The sequence below is a fragment of the Synechococcus sp. B60.1 genome, assembly GCF_047462555.1.
Lineage (GTDB): Bacteria > Cyanobacteriota > Cyanobacteriia > Thermostichales > Thermostichaceae > Thermostichus.
Window position 1 is genome coordinate 1 of the sequence record NZ_JANSJN010000208.1, and the last position, 1,302, is coordinate 1,302.

At 53.8% G+C, this 1,302-nt stretch carries 1 protein-coding gene and 1 pseudogene; both read left to right on the forward strand.

The annotated features are described in order from the left end of the window. Window positions 1-884: hypothetical protein (locus tag NW863_RS13060; protein ID WP_414366880.1), on the forward strand; the 884-nt coding region annotated here is incomplete at its 5' end. Window positions 885-906: 22 nt separating this feature from the next. Further along, window positions 907-1,302, forward strand: a pseudogene (locus NW863_RS13065) (hypothetical protein); the annotation flags it as partial.

A 1,302-nucleotide genomic window follows, 5' to 3' on the forward strand; every position in this document is an offset into this window, starting at 1 on the left:
AGATTCCCTTGCTTTGGCAAGTCCTGGCAAGTTTGATGATCTTGGTCTATCCCAGCAGCTTTTACCTTGTCGTGGGCTACAGCGAGTCCCTCTTTACGGCCAGCTTGTTGGGTTTTTTCTATTGGTCGGCCCACTTGAATTCAATGAGGTCAGGGCTCCTGGCCGGGATCCACGGTCTGGTGATGAGTGCCACCCGCATTGTGGGTTTGCCGGTGGCGCTAGTTCCTCTACTGAGGCTATCCCGCCCTTGGTTTTGGAGAGCCAGCGCCGTTGTTTTGGCCTTGTCGGGCGGGCTGAGTTTTTTCCTCTACTGTCAGCTCCGCTTTGGCCGCTGGGATCTCTACATGGAAATGCAGCGCTACTTTGGCCCCAGTTCTTTCGATTACCTGGCTATTATTCAACCTCGTACTTATGCCCCCCTCTTTTCTCTTGGGTACTGGCAGTCCTTATTTTCCTTTTCCGAGGCTTTGGGGGATGGGATATGGGCCATTTCCCTCAGTCAACTGTTTGTTCCCCTCACCCTGGGATCCCTAGTTGTTACCAGTTTGCTGGATGGGTGGAGTGTCCTGGCCGGCAAGAGCCGGCGCTGGCAGGAGCGGCTGGGGCTCCATTTGGCTGCCTGGATTATGTTCTCCATTTCCGTGGCCGGCATGAGTGCCGTGGCCCAGAGAAGTATGATCCGCTACTGCCTGCCGGTTCACACCCTGCAGGTGCTGGCCTGGTTGCATGGGATCAGATCCACCGATTTCAGCTTCATCCCTCAACAGGTGCGTTTCTATCTTGGCAGTGTCCTAAGGCTAGGCTACTGGATCTTGGCTTTAGTCTTCTTTGCCCTAAACCAAATCCTCGCCTGGCGCTACGTCCAGCATCTTTGGGTGGCTTGATCGAACCTTGGTGGTGAAGCTGATGAGTTTGCGTCCTAGCCTTCTGTTGCAGCAGATTCGCAAATGTTTAGTTGGCTTTTCTACTCGGATTTTTTTGCTGGGCTTAGCGCTGACTATCTTGCAAGTGTTGGCGATATACCTTTGGACAAAACGCGGCAGCTATGCTTCTGCTTTTGCAGCCCTGAGCCAGCGCGATAGCTATTGGTACCTGAGCATTGTAGAGCGGGGGTATCAGTTTGCGGGCTTTGACAAGATTGCCTACGAGCAGAGCAATGCAGCTTTCTTTCCCGGCTATCCGCTGGCGGTGGCCGCCATGAGCCGCCTATTAGGAGTTGATCCGGAGCTGGGGCTTTATCTCACTGCTCAGCTCTTTTGTTGGCTGATGTGGGTTTACCTTTTCCTATTTTACCGCCGCTGG